We start from the raw sequence: 21,746 nt of genomic DNA on the forward strand, positions 1-21,746 counted from the left end.
GCGGGGTGGAGCAGTCCGGTAGCTCGTCAGGCTCATAACCTGAAGGTCAGAGGTTCAAATCCTCTCCCCGCAACCAACGCTTCGCATTGATCACCAGAACACGGTGAGAGGCGTTTAGTTCCCCCTCCCGCAACCAACGCCTCGCACTCATCTGGGAGGAAGTCAGACAACTCCTCTACAATAGAAGAACTGTCTCGCTCAGCGGCGAACGACAGTATCCCTGCCAGATCGCCAACAAGATCGATAACCGGGCCATCCCGATCTTTCGCAGGTGTCAGCACAATGGAGTCGATCATCGACCGGATCAGCTCCGATGCCTCGCTGCGGTGGCTTTCATTGTTTAGTAGGTCGATCAGACGAGCCACCTCCTGACGGTAGCGATTAGCCATGCCCGGCTCAAACAGTGCAGGCCGTTCGGTGATGCGCGAACAAGTGTCTTGCTCAGGAAAAACCGAGAAATCAAAAAAGTCGTCAGAATGATGGTCAAAATGTCGAACAACGCGTTGGCCGGGTACACAAACGCCTTGTCGAGATGCAACCAGTACATTTCCGTGTAGCCGGGCAGATGGTCGAAAAACGATCCAAATTCTGGATCTGCGGACTGCAAGATCGAATTTCGAATGACCTTGCCTACGGAGAAGAGAGCTGTCGTCATAGCAAGGCTGATCGCAACTGATGTATCCCCAGCGCACATGGACCGCCTGTCGCAGCATCCAAGCGAAGCGGAGCTGGAGAAGGTGTTTCAGAAGGCTGGACGGAACTGTGTGGAAACCGCCCGACGGATGAAGATGGACCGTGGAGCCTGCTCCAAGAGGTATCACGAGGTGCGTTTTCTACAACAAGATCCTCGTGTGCCCCCTGCGTTGCAAAAGTTAATGCTGTAGACTCTTGATATTGCGCGCGAAATGTGATGCGTACTAATTTCGTGATTACTAGCCGATCATTCATTTGTGCGGTCGGAGCTAGATTTTCTGAAGCACAGGAACTTGGAGTTTTGAGCGTGCGTGCAATTTTCATATTATTAGCTGCGCTTCTTATGGCGTTTTCCTCTGCCCAAGAGAGCCGGGCAAAAGATCAATTAAGTGTTAGTACTTTCGCGGCGCCTAAGAACTTCACTCCATATCTTTTTTTGCACGACGGAGATGCCGCAAAATTTGATCGAAGCTTAACCTGGGTGAATCCCGATGGCGCGGATGTTTTGGTTATATTTATAGAAGAGCCGAGCGATGTTAGATTTGTTCCGGAAATTCTACATGACCCTCTTATGAAGGTTTTATTGGTCGTAAACACACATCTTTACAGATTGTCAGAAAAAAATTTTGGCGGCGTCATTAAGTCTGATGTATTTTTATTCTCGATAAAGTTACTGAATCTCAAAATGGAAGAAAATGGCACTCCAATTGAACTCCTAGATAACTCCGAGTATCTTTCATGCTTTTCAGCTGGATTGGTGAATTCATTTTATCAATATGAGCATCTGGGCGCCGATTACTTTAAAATTGGCGAGACTTGCGAGGAGGCGATTTCCGGCTAAGGTCTCTAAATTTTATAATCGTAAAAAATATTTTCATTAAACATAGCGAGAAAGTTGTAAACATGGGATTATTTGGGCGTGAAGAAGATCGTTTTGAACATGAGTACGTTTATGATAGTACGTTTATGATCACGGTTCAGGTGCATTTAGAGCAAGATTTTCGATAGAAGCGGCAGGATTTTATTCTGGGGGAAGCCTCGGGTACAACCCAACTGTAGGTTAGGGCCTTTTGCTCTTCTTCCTTCGCCCATGCCTGCAATTTGGGTGTCAGGCGTGCACCAATATGAGCTTTGGCCTCATCCGTGGACAGCAGCGCTTTCGGGTCGCCAAGACGGGTTTTTAGGTCTTTGGTTTTAATGCCCGCCATCCGGCTCAGCGAATAGACCTCTCCCCTCCAGTCCACAGCAACAAAGCCGCGCCGATCTCCACGGGCGAGCCAATAACCTTTACTCTGTAATGCGGCCTCAAAAGACTGCGCGCTATCAGAGCCATTCCAGCATTCGCGGATCAGGGATTTCGTCAGCTTGGGGTCTTGCTTCGTCCGTTTGGCCTGTTGCCATTCCTCTCGCGTGAAGCCGAGAGGATCGCGATTTCGTTTGTCCCGGAAGCCATCCGGTAGCCGCCAGCCATGTTCCAGATACAGTTCTCGCGCCACGTCATTCAAACGGTTCTTGTAGTACGGCAGTTCAATCGCCTTCATCTGATCACCGTCAATGCGGGACCAAACCGCATGCGCATGGCGGCGACCGTCTTTTTCATGGAAGACAATGGCACGGGGCTGATCTTGCAGACCAAGCTCGGTTTCGATCTGGGCAATCGCGGATTCAAACGCCGCAATCGGCACATTTTCCTGTTCCGGCGGGTTGAGGCTCAGGGAGAAGAGGGGCTTTTGACAGCGCGTCCCGCGCGCCACAGCCTCATTCTCCTGCATCGCACCATGCAGATCATCGGACACAAATCCGCGCAGATCGTGCAATTCCACATGCTCATTGTCGCGGGCATTCATCAGATGCCGAGCAAGCTCATGGCCAGAACCGCGAATGTTGCCTTTCAGGATCATGAGCGGCCCTCCGATCCTAAAGCGCGCAGCAGTTCATCCCGCATCACAGCAATGTCGATGCAGGCGTCTCTCAGTTCGGCTTCGATTTCAGGGTGAACAGGCAGTGTTCCGGTGTTTACAGCGCGTGCAAGCTGGTTGAGGTTGCTGGACAGGCGAGAACCGCCCAAAGATGCCAGAACGCGCCCCAGAGCTGCGTGATCGGCAACGGGGGAGGTATTGCGGCGTCGCAGCTTGGTCAGATCGCCGTTAAATAGCACAGCCTTGATATAAGCCCCCAGAGGCACACCATTGGCCGCCGCCTCCAATCGAGCACGCTCTTCAAAGGTCAAACGCAGCGAAAACGGCGCTTCCCGCTTCTTGGTTGATTTGACAGGGCTGCCAGTTGCATCGTTGAATTTCTCAAACATGTCTGTCTTTCAGACAAGCCTGTACCCACATATAATATTATTTATATCAGCGCTTTAGGGAGTAAGGTATGTCATACTCTGCGACAAGTGAGAGGTATTGGTTGCTCGTCCCCGCAACCAAACCCAAACAGCCCGTTCGATCTACAAACAGTCCTCCGAACTGTTCGCTTAACGATCAAACCTCGTCAGGCTCATAACCTGAAGGTCGCAGGTTCAAATCCTGCTCCCGCAACCAGTGTCGGAAAAACATCATAACACCCCGTTCAGACCTCAATTGATCCCCCCGATCAATTGCCTAACGTCTTCAACTCGTCAGACCCATAACGTAAGCGTTGCATCTGACCCCCCCTAAATCACCCCTGATCAAGGACTGTCTGAGATTATATGATGCCACCAAAAAGATACAGGCATCATGAATTGACTGATCAGATGCACATGGTTCGTCGTGACCAAGAGAGCGGCTACTAACACCCGATGCAGCATTGATCGTTGTGGGATCGGAGCAGATACTCTCGTACAAATCAAGTTCCAAGCATATGCATCTTTACCGAGGGCCCATATGCGCCTCAATCCCCCAGCTTGGCGTGCACCTCGTCCAAATCGATCTCACCTATGGGCATCTTGTTTCCGGGGTTCTCGAAATCGTATTTGAACAGCTCGAAATCCTGTTTGTAGATTTCATAGACCAAATGCATCGACAGATCATCGAAATAGTCCTCGACCGGATGGGCGCGTTTTGGCCCATGCCCTTCGGATTCGTTGAACCGCGGAATCTCGGACAATGTCACCGGATGGGCGGTTTCGACGTTCTCCAGTACACCCTGCATCCCGTCATTGAATGCCTCGGTCCAGAAAATCCGGTCATACTGACCGCCATTCACAATGAAGGTCGACACGTGCCCCGACATGGCTGACCAGTGAATGTCCGGGTCCATCGGGCGACGCCAGCGGATCGTGTCGCGCGCAAATAGCAGGAATCGGCGGAAGCTGGCAATCTGGTCGAACTCACCTTTGCCGTCATCGCCGCCAACTTCAATTCCGTAATTGTAGATCAGCGTCGGTACCAGATTGCCCCGATAGCGCTTGCCGTTACGCTGAATGCCGCAGATCTTGTCAAAGAACGAACTAAGGATGCGGGTATAGGGATTGCGCACGCAGGTAAAAGAATAAGACCCGTGGTTGCGCACATTGGTCGCGATCATGCCCTGGCTTTGATCAAAAGCCCATTTGTGCATGCCATCCTTGGCGTCATGGATATCGCCATCAAAAAACTGGCCATGATCCGAGTAATACATGATCTGACCAATGGTCGAGCACGCACATTTCGGCACCACACGGTAAACCATGCTTTCGCTCTCGGTCATCCAGGTGCCGGGAAACCCCATTGGCGTGCCTCCTATGCTGGCTTGCTCTCAGCTTGATATGCCAGCTTTCGACATCAAAAAACCAAAAATATTCTGTTTATTCAATCGCTCATCCTCAGTATCACGGGTGCAGTCGGGCAAAAACGGGAATTGCGACCTCATATGGCAAAGATTGCCTATATCCTGCTGTGTCACAAAGACCCTGAGGCCATCATTGCGCAGGCCGAGCAGTTAACCGCCGCTGGCGACTGTATGGCGATCCATTTCGATGCGCGGGCGCTACACACAGACTACGAAATCATTCGAAGCGCGCTGAAAGACAATCCCAATGTTACCTTCGCCACCAAACGGATCAAATGCGGCTGGGGCGAATGGTCTTTGGTTCAGGCGACCCTGAACGCGTTGCAGGCCGCCGTTGACGCCTTCCCGCGCGCCACGCATTTTTATATGCTGTCGGGCGATTGCATGGCGATCAAAACGGCGGAGTATACGCATCGCTTTCTCGATGAGCGCGACATGGACTTCATTGAAAGCCACGATTTCTTCGCCAGCAATTGGATCAAGACCGGGATGAAAGAGGACCGTCTGATCTACCGTCACTATTTCAATGAGCGTACCCAATCCAAACGCTTTTATGCCGCCTTCGAGCTGCAAAAACGATTCAAGCTGACGCGCGACATCCCCGAAGACCTGCAGATCATGATCGGCAGCCAATGGTGGTGCCTGCGCCGCCGCACGGTTGAGATGATCCTGGAGTTTCTTAAAAAACGCCGCGATGTGATCCGCTTCTTTTCAACAACCTGGATCCCGGATGAGACGTTCTTTCAGACCCTTGTTCGCCATCTTATCCCGAAGGGTGAGATTGAAAACCGCACGCCAACCTTCCTGATGTTTTCCGATTATGGGATGCCGGTGACGTTCTACAATGATCACTTCGACATGCTGTTGGGCCAGAACTATCTGTTCGCCCGCAAGATCAGCCCCGAAGCGCATGAACTTAAGGAACGGCTGGGTGCGCTTTATGCTAGCACCGGTGTCGACTTCCCGATCTCGGATGAGGGGCGCAATCTCTATGCCTTCCTGACCGGGCGCGGGCGCGTTGGTCGCCGGTTTGGAAAACGGTTCTGGGAAGCCGGGAATACCTTGGGCCCAGAGCGAGAGTTATTTCTTGTTGTCTGCAAGAAATGGCACGTGGCCAAACGGCTGGTCGATCAGATCGCGTCTGAGACGAATATACCATGTGTCGAGTATCTGTTCAGTGAACAGGATACACCACTGCCCGATCTGGGTGGGATCGAAACGACGCTGAACAAACGCTCGCGCCACCGGCGTGCGGTTGTGCGAATGCTGTTCGCACATTTCGGATCAAATCAGCTGGTTTTGTGCCTGGATCCCGCCAATCTGGACGTCATTCAGGATTTCTGCAGCGATGCGGCCCGGACACATGTGCTCGAGATCGAATGCGACTATTCCGACGAGTATCTGATCGGTCACGCAAGGCGTGTGGGACTGGCAGGTCAGAACAGCCCGGACCAAACGGTCTCGCGCCTGTTGCCGACGATACGGAATGATCTGGCTTACGAATCCGAACAAATCCGTCAGGCCGGACTGGATGGGTATCTGCGTCTGCGCGAAAGCGCGGATCGGGCCGAGAACGAAGCCGCGATTGCGCAGTTCCTTGGCGTCGGGTCCGACAAGGCGCAATCCATTATGCAGCTGGACTATCTGTTCTCGGACTAAGCTCCGGCGAAACCGCTGCGCCGCCGGAGCGATCAGTCAGATGTCGAACTTCACACCCTGCGCCAGAGGCAACTCTGCCGAGTAGTTTATGGTGTTGGTCTGGCGGCGCATATAGGCTTTCCAGGCATCTGATCCGCTTTCGCGCCCGCCGCCGGTTTCCTTTTCGCCCCCGAACGCGCCCCCGATTTCGGCACCCGAAGGACCGATATTGACGTTGGCAATGCCGCAATCCGATCCGGCGGCTGTCAGGAACTGCTCTGCCTCGCGCATATTCAAAGTGAACACGCATGAGGACAGGCCCTGCGGGACATCATTCTGCAACTCCAACGCCTCGTCGAACGTTTCATATCCCATGACATAAAGGATTGGCGCAAAGGTTTCGGTCTTCACCGTTGCTGTCTGATCCGGCATCTCGACAATGGCGGGTTCCATGTAAACGCCGTTCGGCATGCCTTCGGTGACACGCTGCCCGCCAAAGACAGTACCACCCTCGGCCTCAGCCGCTTTGAGCGCGGCGGTCATCGCAGCGCCAGAGGCCTCGTCCACCAACGGTCCGACCAAGGTGCTTTCGGCCAGCGGATTGCCGATGGGCAGACCCGCATAGGCCTTCTTAAGCCGTTCTAGCAGTTCGTCCTTGATCGAGTTGTGCACAATCAACCGGCGTAGCGACGTGCATCGTTGCCCCGCGGTTCCAACCGCCGAGAACACAATCGCCCGCACTGCCATCTCCAGATCCGCCGAGGGACCTACGATCATTGCATTGTTGCCGCCCAGTTCCAGAATGCATTTGCCGAACCGCGCCGCCACGATGGGCGCAACCGCGCGGCCCATACGGGTCGAACCGGTCGCCGAGATCACCGGCACATCTTCGCTGGAGACAAGCGCCTCACCCAAGTCGGCCCCACCGATCAGAGTTTGAAGCAGATGCCGGGGCGCGTCGCCGAACCGGGCCAGTGCGCGCTCAAAAATCTTCTGACAGGCCATAGCGGTCAGGGGCGTTTTCTCAGACGGCTTCCAGATCACCGGATCGCCGCACACCAGCGCAATCGCCGCATTCCACGACCAGACTGCAACCGGGAAGTTGAAGGCCGAGATCACTCCGACAGGACCAGCCGGATGCCAGGTTTCCATCATCCGATGGCCGGGGCGTTCCGAGGCGATGGTCAGGCCATATAGCTGCCGGGACAGACCAACGGTGAAGTCGCAGATATCGATCATCTCCTGCACTTCACCCAGGCCCTCGGACGTGATCTTGCCCGCTTCCCAACTGACTAATGCGCCCAGATCGTCCTTGGCGGCACGCAACTCCTCACCCAGCAATCGGATCAATTCCCCTCGACGTGGCGCTGGAACAACGCGCCACGCTTTGAACGCGGCTTTGGCATTTGCAAAGATGGTCTCCATCTCGGACGTGGCGGTTTCATGCACCTCGGCCAACACGCGCCCGTCAATCGGGGACCGCACCGCCAGGGTGCCGCCCGTCAGGTCGGCTGTGGTCAGGTCCAGATTTGCCAGAGTGGTTTCCGCAGTCATCACAACATCTTTCATATCTTAGGCCGCCTTGTTCTGTGGGGTTACGTCGCCGGCGCGATAGAGCCGGCCAAATTCGGTGTTCAGGAAATCGGACAGTTTGACCTGTTCTTGCCGGACAAACCCGGTGGAAGGCAGAGCGCCCGTACGCATCAGGTCAACGACGCCCAGAACGCCTGCGGCCGTGGTGACCTGAATGGCGCTCCAGACCTGTCCGTTGATCTCGCGGGCAAAGCTTTTGTTGATCAGGGATTTCTCGCGCAGCGCCCCGTCGATCTTGCCTTTGGCCGTGCAATAAACCAGCACCACATCCTGATCGGTGCGTGGCAAGGCCGATTCAAAGATCTCTTTCAGCAGGTCGCGACGGCGGTCCAGTCCCAGATCATGCAATAACAGTTTCAGAATGTCACAATGACCTGGATATCGGATCGAGCGATACGACACCGCGCGCGCCTTGCCTTCTAACGTTTCTGGCAAGGTGCCCAAACCGCCCGAGGTATTGAAACATTCATACTCCACCCCGTCATGGCCCAGCACTTCATAATCTTCCAGCGGTGCGGTCTTGACGCGTTCGCCGTTTACGATGGCGTCACAGGGATTGCAGTATTCATTGATCAACCCATCCGTTGACCATGTCAGATTGTATTTCAACGCGTTGGTCGGATAGAGCGGCAAGGCCCCGACCCGCATATGCAAGCTATCGATTTCGTCGAATTCCGCGGCCAGCGAGGCCCCGGCGATCCCAACAAAGCCCGGTGCCAACCCGCATTGCGGCATAAAAGCGGTTTTGCTGCTTTTCGCCAGTGCTCGCACGGCCTGGGTCGCCGCGACGTCCTCGGTCAGATCGAAGTAATGCGCCTCGGCATGTTTTGCAGCTTCGGCGATGTTTGGCGTCAGAAAGAACGGAGCGGCAGAGATTACAGCATCAAAACCGCTCAACCCTTGTGTCAATTCTTCGATGTTCGTCGCGTCGATTTGCATCGTCGCAACGCCCAGCCTGGCAATCTCGGCCAAGGCCTTCAGATCATATTCTGCAACTGTGGCACTGTAGTTGGGTGAATCTTTCAATAGCGCGGCAATCATCTGCCCAATTTTGCCAGCCCCAACGATACATACCTTCCACGACATGACTTGCCTCCTCTCTCCGGTTTTCCTTCGAGAATGGCGCAGATAATGGTCATATCGCAGGTGTTATCTTGACGAAATCGATAGCTAGACTGTCATTTCGTCAAATTTTCCGACTATTTGATAACTCAAGCACCAGGCCTGTGAGCAGAGCACTGTGTGTTAAACATTCGTAGCTAATGCAATGACATGATTGCAGAGCGATCCTCGTTATTGTTGCTTCTGAAAGCGCACATACTTGTGTGGGGGCATGTCGCACCAAGCTCATTTGGAAATCTTCTCCTCCAAATTTTGGGAAGGCTGCGTTACCCTCCCAGCAAAAGGCCAGTTTCGATAAGCTTGGCTTTGAACAAAGCTGAGTCGGTCAGGATCCACCACGTCAGGGTGTGTTGCAAAGAAGTCTGGTGACAGACCTTTGTACACATTTGGAGTACCGTTTGACAGAAGCTTGACGGCTTTCAACGCAGACATCGTCGAGGGCATTGAAAAGCTACCGTTGGCATAGGCGCCGCGAATTCACACGTCGTCCGCACAGCCAAAAAACGGCCCACCGGATGGATGGGCCGTTTTTGATTAGCGGGTTTCTCACTCAAACCTGACGTACCGCCCCTTTCGCGGCGCTGGTGGTCAGTTTGGCATAGGCTTTCAGCGCGGTTGAGACCTTGCGCTTGCGCGGTTCTGTCGGTTGCCAGCCCTTTTCGTCCTGCTCTGCACGTCGCTGGGCCAGATCCTCATCTGATACCGCCAGATGGATCGAGCGGTTGGGGATGTCGATCTCAATCGTGTCGCCCTGACGCACCAGACCAATCACGCCACCCTCGGCCGCCTCGGGTGAGACATGGCCGATGGACAGGCCCGAGGTCCCGCCCGAAAACCGTCCATCGGTCAGCAGCGCGCAGGCTTTGCCCAGGCCTTTGGACTTTAGATAAGAGGTCGGATACAGCATCTCTTGCATCCCCGGCCCGCCGCGCGGACCTTCGTAGCGGATGACAACCACATCGCCTTCTTTCACCTTGCCGGTCAGGATGTCGCTGACGGCCTGATCCTGGCTTTCGCAGACATAGGCTGAGCCGGTGAAGGTCAGGCTGCTGGCATCCACGCCCGCCGTTTTCACGATGCAGCCTTCCAACGCGATATTGCCGAACAGAACCGCAAGGCCTCCGTCCTGAGAAAACGCATGTTCCTTGGATCGGATCACACCGCCTTCGCGATCGGTGTCTAGTTCCTTGTACCGGTTCGACTGGCTAAACGCCTGCGTGGTGCGCACGCCGCCGGGCGCTGCTTTGAACAGCTCTTGCGCGGCGGGGTTGTTGGCGATCTTGATGTCCCAATTGGCAATCGCCTCACCCATGGTCGGGGTATGCACCGTGCTGCAATGTTCGTGGAACAATCCGGCGCGGCTGAGCTCGCCAAGGATCGAGAAGATGCCACCGGCGCGGTGGACGTCCTCCATATGCACGTTCTCGGTATTGGGCGCGACCTTGCACAGGCAGGGGACATTGCGGCTGAGGCGGTCCATGTCGGACATGGTGAAATCGACGCCGCCTTCGTGGGCGATGGCCAGCAAGTGCAGAACCGTGTTGGTTGACCCGCCCATGGCGATATCCAGGCTCATCGCGTTCTCAAACGCATCGAAGGTGGCAATCTCACGCGGCAGGAAGCCTTTTTCGTCCAGATCATAGTGACGTTTGGTGATCTCGACGATCCGGCGACCCGCTTCCAGAAACAGCTGTTTGCGATCCGCATGGGTGGCAAGAGTTGAGCCATTGCCCGGTAGCGCCAGTCCCAGTGCCTCGGCCAGACAGTTCATCGAGTTCGCGGTGAACATGCCCGAGCACGACCCGCAGGTCGGGCAGGCGTTTTCTTCGATATGCTGAACCTGTTCATCGGTGAATGTGTCATCCGCGGCGGCGACCATCGCATCGACAAGGTCGATCTTTTTGGTGTCCAGATCAGCGATGTCGATCTTACCGGCCTCCATCGGCCCGCCCGAGACAAAGATCGCCGGAATATTCAGCCGCATCGCTGCCATTAGCATGCCGGGCGTGATCTTATCGCAGTTCGAGATACAGACCATCGCATCGGCGCAATGTGCGTTGACCATATATTCGACCGAATCCGCGATTACTTCGCGTGAGGGCAGGGAATACAGCATCCCGTCATGGCCCATGGCGATGCCGTCATCCACCGCGATGGTGTTGAATTCCTTGGCAACACCGCCAGCCTTTTCAACCTCACGCGCGACCATCTGGCCCAGGTCCTTCAGGTGGACGTGACCCGGTACGAACTGGGTGAACGAGTTGACGATGGCAATGATCGGCTTGCCGAAATCATCGTCCTGCATACCGGTGGCGCGCCACAGGCCACGGGCTCCGGCCATGTTACGGCCATGGGTGGAGGTTCTGGATCGGTACATTGGCATGATGCTGTTTCCCTTTTGCCCCGGTTGCGATATGCGGGGAATGTGCGTTATAGCGCACGTACCATATGTGCGCTATAACGCACAAGAAGATTCGAAAGACAATGGCATGGCTCCGGACGACATAACACTAAAGCTAAGGGATGTGAGGGCCGCTTCGGGGTTGAGCCTGTCGAAAGTCGCTGAGATGACAGGCGTCAGCAAAGCGATGCTAGGTCAGATCGAACGGGGCGAATCAAGCCCGACGATCGCCACGCTGTGGAAGATTGCCAAAGGGTTTCAACTGCCGCTCAGCGCGTTGATCGACACCGTGAATGGTGATCCTTCGGTTTTTAAGACCGTCACCTTTCCCGGCAGTATCGAGGTTAAGATTGTCTTTCCCTTTGATCCAGCATTGGGGGCAGAGACGTTTCACGTCCAGCTCGCCCCCAACCAAAGCCATGAGTCCCCCGCCCATGCCGCTGGTGTGACCGAGGAGGTCTTTGTGCTCAGCGGCACGCTGGACATTCTGAAAGGTGAGGCTTGGGTGCCCTTGCAATCGGGTCAGGGGCTGCGATTTGCAGCGGATCTCCCGCATGGCTATCGAGCGGGCGCTGAAGGGGCGGCGTTTTTGAACATGCATCACTATGCGCAACAGCCAGATGTTCCAGATAACGGCAAGGTTCATTGATGAGCGAGTTTTTCAACAGCCTGACAATTGTGGATGCCATCGGCTCTTTCGGGGCCCTGATCGTGGTTGCCGCCTATTTCGCCACGCAGATGCGATACATGAATTCCGAAGATCTGGCCTTTCCCGTCGTAAATCTGCTGGGGTCCGTTTTGATTGTCTATTCGCTGCTTCAGAACTTCAATCTGGCGTCGATGCTGATTGAAGGCTTCTGGATTGTCATTAGCGTGATCGGTATCATTCAACATTTCAGGTTGCGCCGCGCAGGGTAGCGCGGCGCAACAGGGTTATGCAGCGTTGTGAAGGCGTGGTGTAAACAGGCCAATCCGGCCAAAATCCCGCATGGATTTTGCCGCGGCCAAAACGGCCAGATCAGCCAGCGGTTCAACCAGGATAACCAGCATGTACGCAGCGCCAAAGCTGACGACGGCGGTGAGGTTTTCTGCACCAAATCCTTGGCCGTAGAAGGCCCAGAACGCCACCCAGATGACGACACCGCCCTGATAGGCCGTCGACAGCGCAAGCGCCTGAGAATACTTCAGATCAATGTAGGCCGTATTCGGTGCGATGATGCGATTGGCCAAGGCCTGCAGCGCAAAAAGCGGCACCAGCAGTGTTGTCATGTTCATCCCGAACTGAGGCAGGTCGAAAGGCGCCAGGAAAAATCCCTGAATGAACAGGCCCGCAATCAAGCCGATGGCGGCAGGGGCTGCACCGAACAACAAAAACAGGGTCGATCCCAGAATGAAGTGTACTTCTGACACTCCGACCGGGAAGTGTGGCAATACTTCAAAGAAGGTAAAAACCAGCCCCGTGGTCAGGGCTGAGCGAATGGCGAGGCTGGCAAGGCCGCTGCTTTTCAGGCTGTCCCATGCCAGTTTAGCGGTATAGAGCCCTGCGCCAGTTGCGGTCGCGTAGCTCAGGACAAGTTTGGCGCCATTTACGACGCCCGGTTCGATATGCATAGTTTGGTCTCCTTCCCGTCACACCCGACGGCAGAAAGGTTTAAAAATTGGGCTTTCGCCCGGTTTGCACATGGCAGGTCTCCTGACTTGCGGATTGGCTTCGATCCCGGCCTTCCCAACCGATTGCTTCGGTCAGTGGCCCTGATGGGGCGAAACTCCGCCTACAGTTGCGGGGGCAGCTCCGGACTAGACAGGTATTGTCGCACCGGATTCCCTTTTCATTCCTTGGGGGAAATTCCCCTTTGGAAACCATGTCAGGCAGGTGTCCGGCACCGGGTGCCACCTGTCAAGCAGGCAAACGTGCATGTTTGGAAAAAATTGCCAGTTCCCAGGAGTGCAGGCCTTGGCATGGCTTGCACGTTTGGCCGCTCGGATATAGGGAAACTCAGACTCGCTTAGGGGAGGCTTTGATGCAAGACGATCCGAAAACCCTGGTTTCCACCGACTGGCTTGCCGCCCATATCAAGGACCCCGATCTGCGGGTGCTGGATGGGTCGTGGTACCTGCCGCAGCATGGGCGCGATGCCAAAGCCGAATATGATGCAGGTCATATCTCGGGCGCGCGGTTCTTTGATATCGACGATATTGCCGATCATCGCTCGGACCTGCCGCATATGATGCCTCCGGTCGAGAAGTTCATGTCACGCCTGCGCTCGATGGGCGTGGGGGATGGACATCAGGTGGTTGTCTATGATGGCTCTGGCCTGTCCTCAGCTGCGCGCGTCTGGTGGATGTTCCGCCTGATGGGGCAGGACAACATTGCCGTGCTGGATGGCGGTCTGCCAAAATGGCAGGCCGAAGGGCGCGAGATCGAGGATTTGCCCCCAGTAATCCGGGATCGTCATATGACCGTGCGGGTTCAGAACCATCTGGTGCGCGACGTGACACAAGTGTCTGCCGCCGCCAAGCTGGCTGATCATGAGATCATCGATGCCCGTTCCGCCGCCCGCTTTGCCGGAGCGGAACCAGAGCCGCGCGAAGGTTTGCGCTCGGGCCATATCCCCGGCTCACGCAATGTGCCCTTCGGAACGCTGTTGAACAAGAACGGGACGATGAAATCACCCGAAGAGTGCCGCGCTGTGTTCGAAGCCGCAGGCGTTGATTTGTCCAAACCTGCAATCACCTCATGCGGATCGGGTGTGACGGCGGCAATCCTTAGCCTTGCGCTTGAGCGCATGGGTAAAAAAGACCACGCGCTTTATGACGGCTCCTGGGCTGAATGGGGTGCCTTCCCAACCCTGCCCGTCGCAACCGGAGAGACCTGATGTTCGAAAACCTCAAACCGCAGCCCGCCGATAAGATCCTGGCGCTGATGCAGATGTACCGCGAAGACCCGCGCGATCAAAAGATCGATCTGGGTGTTGGCGTCTACAAGAATGCCGAAGGTGTTACCCCGGTTATGCGAGCGGTCAAAGCTGCCGAAAAGCGCATTCTGGAGGAGCAGGAGAGCAAAGCCTATACCGGTCTGGCCGGTGATCCGGCTTATTCCGATGCGATGATCGGCTTGATCCTTGGCGATGCGGTGCCGCGCGCCAATATTGCGGCCGTTGCGACTCCGGGTGGTACAGGTGCCTGCCGTCAGGCGTTCGAGATGATCCGTATGGCCAACCCTGAGGCGCGCGTATTTGTATCGAACCCGACATGGCCCAACCACCTGTCGATCCTGAATTATCTGGGCATCGAGACGGTCGCTTATCGCTATTTCGATGGCGAAACCCGTGGCGTCGATTTCGACGGTATGATCGAGGACCTAAAAACCGCCAAGGCGGGCGACGTGGTTCTGCTGCACGGTTGCTGCCACAATCCGACCGGCGCGAACCTGAACATGGTGCAATGGCAAGAGGTCGTGAACCTAATCAATGCGCAAGGCTTGGTTGCGATGATCGACATCGCCTATCAGGGCTTTGGCGACGGTCTTGAGGAAGACGCGCAGGCAGCCCGTCTGGTGGCCTCGTCTGTCAAAGAGTGCCTGATCGCGGCGTCTTGTTCGAAGAACTTCGGCGTCTATCGTGAGCGGACCGGCCTACTGATGGCGATCAGCGATGATGCGGCGCAGACGTCATTGAACCAGTCGACGCTTGCCTTCCTGAACCGCCAGAACTATTCGTTCCCGCCGGATCATGGCGCACGGGTCGTGACCACCATCCTGAACGACGACGCCTTGCGCGCCGACTGGGCCGCTGAGCTGGAGGAGGTTCGCCTCTCCATGCTGGGTCTGCGTCAGCAGCTGGCGGATGAGCTTCAGCGTCTGACCGGGTCGGATCGGTTCAGTTTTGTCGCCCAACATCGCGGTATGTTCTCGCGTCTGGGTGCTGCACCTGAACTGGTCGAGAAACTGCGTGCGGACCACGGGATCTACATGGTCGGCGACAGCCGCCTGAACATAGCCGGTCTGAATGCGACTACAGTGCCTATTCTGGCGAAGGCGATTGTAGACGTTGGAGTCTAAGCGGCACTTCATAGCGAAACAAAAGCCGCTCAGATCAGTGCGGCTTTTTTGTTTTCAGAGTCGAGCAAAAGAAAAGGCCGGGCAAGAACGCCCGGCCTTCGAGAGGTTATCTCAGGTCTTAGCCTTTGGAGAACTCCGGATAAGCTTCCATACCCAGTTCTGCCATATCAAGACCATTGATCTCGTCCTCTTCGCTGACACGGATGCCCATCACCGCTTTGAGGATGGACCACACGATCAGAGCGCCGACGAAGGTGAACACACCGTATGCGACGATGCCGGTCAGCTGGGTAATCAGGCTGGCTTCGCCGTAGAAGATTACGGCGATGGTGCCCCAGATGCCTGCGAACAGGTGAACAGGAATGGCACCAACAACGTCGTCGATCTTGAACTTGTCCAGCATCGGGACCGCGAAGACCACGATGATACCACCTACTGCACCGATCCATAGCGATCCGAACAGGGACGGGGCCAGAGGCTCGGCAGTAATCGAAACCAGACCAGCCAGCGCGCCGTTCAACACCATGGTCAGGTCAGGCTTCTTGTACATAACCTGGGTCAGGATCAGGGCAGCAACAGCACCGGAGGCTGCGGCCATGTTGGTGTTGGCAAAGATGCGCGACACGTCGGTTACGTCACCCACGGTGCCCATGGCCAGCTGTGAGCCGCCGTTGAAGCCGAACCAACCCAGCCACAGGATGAATGTACCCAAGGTGGCCAGCGCCAAGTTCGAACCGGGCATCGGGTGAACCTTGCCGTCTTTGTACTTGCCGATACGCGGGCCAAGGATCAGACAACCAGCCAGAGCCGCCCAACCACCGACCGAGTGCACGACGGTCGAACCAGCGAAATCCGAGAAGCCCGCTTCGGACAACCAGCCGCCGCCCCACTGCCAGGAGCCAGAAATTGGGTACATGATACCGGTCAGCACGACCACGAAGATCAGGAACGGCCACAGTTTGATCCGTTCCGCCACGGCACCCGATACGATGGACGCGGTTGCAGCCACAAAGACCAGTTGGAAGAAGAAGTCCGAACCGATTGAGGCATAGTCCAAAGCAGCCTCGGCAGGGTCAACACCTACCGGGTCCAGCACGGTCGGACCGCCAATGGCAAAGAAGCCATTGAAGTCACCCGGATACATCGTGTTGAAGCCAACCAGCCAGTACATGATCGCGGCGATGGAAAACAGCGCCACGTTTTTTGTCATCTGCATGGCGACGTTCTTGGAACGCACCAAACCGCCTTCCAGCATGGCAAAGCCTGCCGCCATGAAGAAGACCAGGAAACCCGCCATCAAGAACAGCAGGGTGGTAAAGATATACTGGGTGTGCAGCGCGGCTTCGCCGGTAGCGGCCTCTTGCGCCAGACCCATCTGCGGCAGCACGACAAGCGCGGCAGCAGGGATGAGAGATTTCATCAGGTTCATTGTCAGTCCTCGAATTTATATGAGTGTCGGCGCTCAGAGCGCCTCTTCGTTTGTTTCCCCGGTCCGTACACGCATGGCCTGCTCGACATCGAGGACGAAAATCTTGCCGTCACCGATCTTGCCGGTTTTGGCAGTGTTGGTGATGGTCTCAACGATTTGGTCGGCCATCGTGGCTGGCACCACGATTTCCAATTTGATCTTGGGTACGAAGTTCACGGCGTATTCTGCGCCGCGATAGATTTCTGTGTGACCGGATTGTGAGCCGAAGCCCTTGATTTCGGTCACCATCATGCCGCGCACGCCAGCCTGGGTCAGTGCCTCGCGCACCTCCTCGAGCTTGAACGGCTTGATTGTCGCAATGATGAGTTTCACGTCAGTCCCCTCTGCTTCTCCGGTCACACCGGCTTGTTTGCACCTGCAGAAAAAGAGCCTGAGGAGGGGCGTTTAGGAACGATTCCCCGTCGTTAAATGGTTCGAAAATGACGCAAAGTTGCACAATTTTTGCACAAAACTTGCCGAACGACTAAAAATTAGGCGAATATGAGAGGGGAAATTCCGGAAAATCGGACCTCTACATAGCTATGTCGTCGGGGTATGGTGTGCCAAAAGAATAACCGGGCAGAGTTTGAGCATGACTGAGTCCAAGCGCCGCAAGCCAAGATTGGTCGCGGATAAACGATACCCGTCGAAGGGGCGCAAGCCTTCGACGACCAAGCGGGCTGCGAAACCGGCGGGCAAGAAATCCACCGCCCGAAAGACGACCACGCGCAAGACGGCTCGAAAGAAGACGCGCAAGCGTTCGGGTGGCAATGGCGGGGGGTTTTTCCGCCGTCTGTTCCGTTGGATCTGGCGACTGATCTGGGGTGTCACATGGCGCGTGGGTGCCGTTATCGCGATGCTGGTCGCTTTGGCCGTTGGCGTTGTCTATACCTCGTTGCCCGATGCGGACGCCCTGCTGGATGGGCGCGCGCGCGGATCGGTGACCTTGCTGGATCGGGATGGCAAGGTTTTTGCCTGGCGCGGAGACCAGTTTGGCGGGGTGATCACAGCAGATACGGTTTCACCCCATCTAAAAAACGCTGTGATTGCGACCGAGGACAAGCGGTTCTATCGCCATTTCGGCGTCAGCCCGCGTGGGGTTGCCAGTGCGGTGCGTATCAACCTGAGCGAAGGGCGCGGGCCACTGTCGGGCCATGGAGGCTCGACCATCACCCAACAGACAGCCAAGCTGCTGTGTCTGGGTGTGCCTTATGATCCGACTGAGTGGGAGTCCGAGGCCGCATATGAAGCGGATTGCCGCCAGGGTTCGCTCTGGCGCAAGGGCAAAGAGGCGATCTATGCGCTGGCGATGGAGGTCAAATACTCCAAAGACGAAATCCTGACGATCTATCTGAACCGTGCGTTTCTAGGGGCTGGTGCACGTGGGTTCGAAGCTGCCAGCCAGCGGTACTTCGGCAAATCAGCAGCCGAGGTTTCTCCTGCCGAAGCGGCTATGTTGGCCGGTCTTCTGGTCGCACCCACGCGCTATGCCCCCACCAACAGCCTGCAACGATCACAAGATCGCGCCCGGCTTGTGGTCGGTCTAATGGAGGATCAGGGCTATCTTTCAGGCGCACAGGCCAGCGAAGCGCGTGCGCGCCCGGCAGAACTGTCTGCCGCTGCCGCTGCGCGGGCGGGCGGCTACTTCGCCGATTGGGTGATGGCCAGCGGGCCGGAGTTTTTCACCCGCAACACCACCGAAGATGTGGTGATCCGCACCACGCTGGATCAGCGCATCCAGAAATCTGCCGAAGAGGCGCTGCAATACATCTTTCAGGAAAAGGTGCGCAAAGGGTCCAAGGCGCAGGCGGCGATTGTCGTGATGTCAGCGGATGGGGCGGTGCGCGCCATGGTCGGTGGGCGCAACACCCGTGTTTCAGGCGCGTTCAACCGGGCCACGCAGGCGCTGCGCCAAACCGGGTCATCGTTCAAGCCGTTTGTCTATGCCACTGCGCTAGAACTTGGGTATTCACCTTATGCCACGGTGATGGATGAACCCTATTGTGTCAACATTCCGGGATCGGGCGAATGGTGTCCGAAGAACTACACGAATAAGTTCTATGGCCGTGTGACGCTGGCGGATGCGCTGAAGAACTCGTTGAACATCCCTGCCGTGAAAGTGGCTGAGGTCGCGGGGCTCGACAACGTGCGGACCGTCGCCAGCGGCTTCGGAATTGCCAGCGATCTGGCACAAGGACCAGCGCTGGCGTTGGGGGCATCGGAAAGCACGCTGATCGAGATGACCGGGGCCTATGCAGGCATCCTGAACGGCGGATCCTCGGTTGAGCCCTATGGCCTGACCGAGTTGAAGCTACTGGGCGAAACCGAACCTGTGATGGTGACAACCACGGGTATCGGTGAGCGGGTGATCAATGACAGCGCCGCGAAACTGCTGACCTGGATGATGGAACGCGTCGTGTCCGAAGGTACTGGCGGGCGGGCCAAGCTGCCGGGCTGGCAGGTTGCGGGCAAAACCGGCACAACACAGGCCGCGCGGGATGCCTGGTTCATCGGATTTACGGCGGATTACGTGGCCGGTGTCTGGATGGGCTATGACGACAATACGCCCTTGTCCGGTGTCACCGGTGGCGGCTTGCCTGCCGAGATTTGGAAAGAGACGATGGTGCGCGTGACCGAAGGGATGACGCCAACACCCTTGCCGATGATCGTGCCAGAACCGCCGGTTCAGGTGGCGCAGCCGCAGCCTCGCCGCAGGCAGGGTGGTTTTGCAGAGGACATCAACAACCTGCTCAAGGGTATCTTTGGCGGCAACTAAAAAAAGGCGGTGCGCTGGGCACCGCCTTTTGAATTTCAGCTGTGGCAGAACTTAGACGCTCGCGTCCAATGCTGCCAGAATGGCATCGCCCATTTCCGAGGTCGAAACCGGCTGAACACCCTCATCCGCCAACAGATCACCGGTGCGCACGCCGTCGGCTAGGACCTTTTCGATCGCAGCTTCCAGGCGGCCAGCCTCGGCGCCTTGATCAAAGCTATAGCGCAGCGCCATGGCAAAGCTGAGGATACAGGCGATGGGGTTGGCTTTGCCCTTGCCCGCGATATCGGGGGCTGACCCGTGTACCGGCTCGTACATTGCCTTGGGGCGGCCATTGGCCATCGGAGCGCCCAAGCTGGCTGAGGGCAGCATACCCAAGCTGCCGGTCAACATCGCGGCACAATCCGACAGGATATCCCCGAACAGGTTGTCGGTCAGGATCACGTCAAACTGTTTCGGGGCGCGGACCAGCTGCATGGCGCCATTGTCAGCATACATATGGCTCAGTTCGACCTCAGGGTAATCGGCGCTGACACGCTCGACCACTTCACGCCACAGGATGCCGGATTCCATCACGTTGGCCTTTTCCATCGAGCACAGCTTTTTGTTCCGGCGCATCGCCAGTTCAAAGGCCGAGCGCGCGGCGCGCTCGATTTCGGATTCGGTATAGCGCTGGGTGTTGATGCCCACGCGCTCGTTGCCTTCCTCGAAAATGCCGCGTGGCTCACCGAAATAGACGCCCGATGTCAGCTCGCGCACGATCATGATGTCGAGGCCCGCGACGATGTCTTTCTTCAGCGACGAGAAATCGGCCAGCGCGTCAAAGCACTGTGCCGGACGCAGGTTCGAATACAGATCCATTTCCTTGCGCAGACGCAGCAATCCGCGCTCGGGCTTCAGGCTGAAATCCAGATCGTCATATTTCGGGCCGCCTACCGCACCCAGAAGAACCGCGTCGACCTCTTGTGCTTTGGCCATGGTCTCGTCCGACAGGGGCTTGCCATGGGCGTCATAGGCCGCACCCCCGACCAGATCCTCGCTCACGTCGAATTCCAGGCCGCGATTGGTGCCGAACCAATCGATGATGCGGCGCACTTCGGCCATAACTTCGGGGCCAATTCCATCTCCGGGCAGGATGAGGAGCGAGGGGTTGGACATGAAGGATCTCCTTGCGTTTGACAGCAAAGGCCCTAGCGCTTGCGCCGCATCGGGTCAATGAGACGTGCGGGCTTAAACACAGGTTCTTGTCGGGAATTCGGGTTTCTTGACCTTATGCGCTGGAAACCGGTCAGAGAGAGGCCTTCAACCCCTCGGTCAGCAGGTCCCAGACACGGCGGATTCGCGGCGTTTGTCGCATCGCCTGTGGCGCGGCCAGCCAGACAGGAAGTACCGGGATATCAACATCCAACGGAAGAACCTCGACCAGCGGGTCGGCCTCGGCCACCTGAACTTGGCTGAACCCTATACCGCATCCGGCGCGGATCAGCTCCCAATAGGCGCTCTGCAAGTCACAGCGCGTGGCAAAACTTCCTTTGTTCGCGGGCCAACCCTGTTGGCGCATTTTGGTGATGATCTGCTCATTGGCATCGAAGCCGACCAGATCATGACCGAACAGATCCTTGGGTTTTTCCGGCCGTCCTGCCCGCTCGAGATACGAGGTGGCGGCGCAGAAACACAAAGGGACATCCCCCAGATAGCGCGAGACGATATCCATCTGCTCGGGCCGGTACATGCGCACGGCGATGTCGGCTTCGCGATACAACAGGTTTTCGGTTGCATCCGTGGCGACCAGTTCCAGCTGAATGGCAGGTTCCTGGGCGCGGATTTGTGCCAGAATAGGAGGCAGCAGGTGATGTGACGCAAAGACCGATGCTGTGATGCGTACTGTGCCTTCCAGTTGTTGCGACTGCCCCGCTGCCATCAGACTAAAGGTGCTCATCGCTGAGTGCATTTGCTGCGCCATTGGCAGCAACTGCGTGCCCACCTCGCTCAGCTTAAGCCCGCGCGCATGGCGGTCGAACAGGGACACGCCCAACTCATCCTCAAGTGCGCGGATCTGGCGCCCGAGCGTCGGCTGGCTGCGGTCCAGACGCCGAGCGGCGGCAGACAGCGAGCCGGTTTCGGCCACGGCCAGAAAGCTTTGGATCAGGGACCAGTCGGAATGGGTGATAGATCTGTCCATACAAAAATGAATACACGATCTGCATCTCCCAGCAATTCCATTGATCATTTGTATGATTAGATT

At 56.6% G+C, this 21,746-nt stretch carries 20 protein-coding genes and 1 riboswitch; of the genes, 7 read left to right on the plus strand and 13 right to left on the minus strand.

Annotated features, from left to right (window positions below; translation table 11 throughout):
• Nucleotides 1-32: 32 nt before the first annotated feature.
• Complete coding sequence (locus AC2FFE_RS16440; RefSeq protein WP_496847139.1) at nt 33-389, minus strand: hypothetical protein; 357 nt, start codon at nt 387-389, stop codon at nt 33-35.
• Nucleotides 353-655, minus strand: coding sequence for a hypothetical protein (locus AC2FFE_RS16445; protein ID WP_496847140.1), 303 nt, complete (start codon nt 653-655; stop codon nt 353-355). The genes AC2FFE_RS16440 and AC2FFE_RS16445 overlap by 37 nt, the downstream gene beginning before the upstream one ends.
• Before the next feature lie 255 nt (nt 656-910).
• Between AC2FFE_RS16445 and AC2FFE_RS16450 the strand changes: the two genes are divergently transcribed.
• Nucleotides 911-1,534: a hypothetical protein gene (locus AC2FFE_RS16450; protein WP_496847141.1), complete on the plus strand. Its 624-nt coding sequence runs from the start codon at nt 911-913 to the stop codon at nt 1,532-1,534.
• Between the two features lie 136 nt (nt 1,535-1,670).
• Here AC2FFE_RS16450 and AC2FFE_RS16455 read toward each other — a convergent pair whose 3' ends face one another.
• From AC2FFE_RS16455 to AC2FFE_RS16465, 3 genes are all read right to left on the minus strand, one after another.
• Nucleotides 1,671-2,594 (minus strand): relaxase/mobilization nuclease domain-containing protein, encoded by a 924-nt coding sequence (locus AC2FFE_RS16455; RefSeq protein WP_496847142.1) that lies wholly within the window; start codon nt 2,592-2,594, stop codon nt 1,671-1,673.
• On the minus strand, nt 2,591-3,001 hold the full coding sequence (locus AC2FFE_RS16460) for a hypothetical protein (RefSeq protein WP_496847143.1): 411 nt from the start codon (nt 2,999-3,001) through the stop codon (nt 2,591-2,593). Before AC2FFE_RS16460 ends, AC2FFE_RS16455 begins: the two co-directional genes overlap by 4 nt.
• 566 nt (nt 3,002-3,567) lie before the next feature.
• Nucleotides 3,568-4,386 carry a sulfotransferase family protein gene (locus AC2FFE_RS16465; protein ID WP_496820208.1) on the minus strand — a complete coding sequence of 273 codons (819 nt, stop codon included), beginning with the start codon at nt 4,384-4,386 and terminating at the stop codon, nt 3,568-3,570.
• 141 nt (nt 4,387-4,527) lie between these two features.
• Here AC2FFE_RS16465 and AC2FFE_RS16470 point away from each other — a divergent pair, with 141 nt between their 5' ends.
• Nucleotides 4,528-6,105 (plus strand): DUF5928 domain-containing protein, encoded by a 1,578-nt coding sequence (locus AC2FFE_RS16470; RefSeq protein WP_480828151.1) that lies wholly within the window; start codon nt 4,528-4,530, stop codon nt 6,103-6,105.
• A 36-nt stretch (nt 6,106-6,141) separates the two neighbouring features.
• Here AC2FFE_RS16470 and amaB read toward each other — a convergent pair whose 3' ends face one another.
• The 3 genes from amaB to ilvD all read right to left on the minus strand — a co-directional run bounded on the left by amaB (nt 6,142) and on the right by ilvD (nt 11,182).
• Nucleotides 6,142-7,638 (minus strand): L-piperidine-6-carboxylate dehydrogenase, encoded by a 1,497-nt coding sequence (gene amaB / locus AC2FFE_RS16475; RefSeq protein WP_496847194.1) that lies wholly within the window; start codon nt 7,636-7,638, stop codon nt 6,142-6,144.
• 18 nt (nt 7,639-7,656) lie between these two features.
• Entirely contained in the window at nt 7,657-8,763 is a 1,107-nt protein-coding gene (locus AC2FFE_RS16480) for a saccharopine dehydrogenase family protein (protein WP_496847144.1), read from the minus strand.
• 586 nt (nt 8,764-9,349) lie between these two features.
• Nucleotides 9,350-11,182: a dihydroxy-acid dehydratase gene (ilvD, locus tag AC2FFE_RS16485; protein ID WP_496847145.1), complete on the minus strand. Its 1,833-nt coding sequence runs from the start codon at nt 11,180-11,182 to the stop codon at nt 9,350-9,352.
• A 106-nt stretch (nt 11,183-11,288) separates the two neighbouring features.
• On the opposite strand from ilvD, the gene AC2FFE_RS16490 reads away from it, so the two are divergent.
• Together AC2FFE_RS16490 and AC2FFE_RS16495 are read left to right on the plus strand one after the other, a co-directional pair.
• A complete protein-coding gene (locus tag AC2FFE_RS16490) occupies nt 11,289-11,849 on the plus strand; it encodes a helix-turn-helix domain-containing protein (RefSeq protein WP_496820203.1) in 561 nt (186 codons plus the stop codon).
• Nucleotides 11,849-12,118 carry a CBU_0592 family membrane protein gene (locus AC2FFE_RS16495; protein ID WP_496820202.1) on the plus strand — a complete coding sequence of 90 codons (270 nt, stop codon included), beginning with the start codon at nt 11,849-11,851 and terminating at the stop codon, nt 12,116-12,118. The genes AC2FFE_RS16490 and AC2FFE_RS16495 overlap by 1 nt, the downstream gene beginning before the upstream one ends.
• 15 nt (nt 12,119-12,133) lie before the next feature.
• Here AC2FFE_RS16495 and AC2FFE_RS16500 read toward each other — a convergent pair whose 3' ends face one another.
• Nucleotides 12,134-12,811 (minus strand): energy-coupling factor ABC transporter permease, encoded by a 678-nt coding sequence (locus AC2FFE_RS16500; RefSeq protein ID WP_496820201.1) that lies wholly within the window; start codon nt 12,809-12,811, stop codon nt 12,134-12,136.
• A gap of 55 nt (nt 12,812-12,866) precedes the next feature.
• Nucleotides 12,867-13,080, minus strand: a riboswitch (cobalamin riboswitch).
• Between the two features lie 141 nt (nt 13,081-13,221).
• On the opposite strand from AC2FFE_RS16500, the gene sseA reads away from it, so the two are divergent.
• Together sseA and AC2FFE_RS16510 are read left to right on the plus strand one after the other, a co-directional pair.
• On the plus strand, nt 13,222-14,076 hold the full coding sequence (sseA, locus tag AC2FFE_RS16505) for a 3-mercaptopyruvate sulfurtransferase (RefSeq protein ID WP_496847146.1): 855 nt from the start codon (nt 13,222-13,224) through the stop codon (nt 14,074-14,076).
• Entirely contained in the window at nt 14,076-15,260 is a 1,185-nt protein-coding gene (locus AC2FFE_RS16510; RefSeq protein WP_496820199.1) for an amino acid aminotransferase, read from the plus strand. Before sseA ends, AC2FFE_RS16510 begins: the two co-directional genes overlap by 1 nt.
• A 118-nt stretch (nt 15,261-15,378) precedes the next feature.
• On the opposite strand, the gene AC2FFE_RS16515 is transcribed toward AC2FFE_RS16510, so the two are convergent.
• Both AC2FFE_RS16515 and AC2FFE_RS16520 read right to left on the minus strand, forming a co-directional pair.
• Nucleotides 15,379-16,689 (minus strand): ammonium transporter, encoded by a 1,311-nt coding sequence (locus AC2FFE_RS16515; protein ID WP_496820197.1) that lies wholly within the window; start codon nt 16,687-16,689, stop codon nt 15,379-15,381.
• A gap of 33 nt (nt 16,690-16,722) precedes the next feature.
• Nucleotides 16,723-17,061, minus strand: coding sequence for a P-II family nitrogen regulator (locus AC2FFE_RS16520; RefSeq protein ID WP_480500528.1), 339 nt, complete (start codon nt 17,059-17,061; stop codon nt 16,723-16,725).
• Nucleotides 17,062-17,320: 259 nt separating this feature from the next.
• Between AC2FFE_RS16520 and AC2FFE_RS16525 the strand changes: the two genes are divergently transcribed.
• The gene (locus AC2FFE_RS16525) at nt 17,321-19,504 is read left to right on the plus strand and encodes a transglycosylase domain-containing protein (RefSeq protein WP_496847147.1); all 2,184 of its coding nucleotides are present in this window, start codon (nt 17,321-17,323) and stop codon (nt 19,502-19,504) included.
• Nucleotides 19,505-19,555: 51 nt separating this feature from the next.
• Here AC2FFE_RS16525 and leuB read toward each other — a convergent pair whose 3' ends face one another.
• Nucleotides 19,556-20,659: a 3-isopropylmalate dehydrogenase gene (gene leuB / locus AC2FFE_RS16530; RefSeq protein ID WP_496847148.1), complete on the minus strand. Its 1,104-nt coding sequence runs from the start codon at nt 20,657-20,659 to the stop codon at nt 19,556-19,558.
• 130 nt (nt 20,660-20,789) lie between these two features.
• On the minus strand, nt 20,790-21,683 hold the full coding sequence (locus AC2FFE_RS16535) for a LysR family transcriptional regulator (protein ID WP_496820194.1): 894 nt from the start codon (nt 21,681-21,683) through the stop codon (nt 20,790-20,792).
• Nucleotides 21,684-21,746: the final 63 nt, after the last annotated feature.

It is taken from the genome of Ruegeria sp. YTSA168, assembly GCF_059610045.1.